Origin of the sequence: Anaerococcus lactolyticus ATCC 51172, assembly GCF_000156575.1 — a bacterium.
Taxonomy (GTDB): Bacteria; Bacillota; Clostridia; order Tissierellales; family Peptoniphilaceae; genus Anaerococcus; species Anaerococcus lactolyticus.
Genome location: NZ_GG666117.1, coordinates 1 through 241, shown reverse-complemented (window position 1 = coordinate 241; position 241 = coordinate 1). Strand labels below are relative to the sequence as shown.

At 72.6% G+C, this 241-nt stretch carries 1 protein-coding gene; it reads right to left on the bottom strand.

Annotated elements, in window-relative coordinates:
• On the bottom strand, positions 1-241 hold a 241-nt coding region (locus HMPREF0072_RS11490; protein WP_004830606.1), incomplete at both ends, for a Gfo/Idh/MocA family protein.

Sequence of the window (241 nt, the reverse complement as noted above, 5' to 3'; positions counted from 1 at the left end):
CCAGTCGTCGGTCAGCGCGCCCTCGCGCAGCCGGCGCAGGTGTCCGTGCATACGCTGCGGTATGCCGAACAGGCACAGTGCCTGGTCGAGCAGGTGCGGGCCGAGGTCGAACCACAGCCCGGAGCCGGGTAGGTCGTGTTCGCGCCAGCGGTCGCGGACCTGCGGACGGAAGCGCTCGATGGCCGACTCGAAGTAGCGCACCGGGCCGATGCTGCCGGCCTGCAGGGCGGCCTCCACGGCG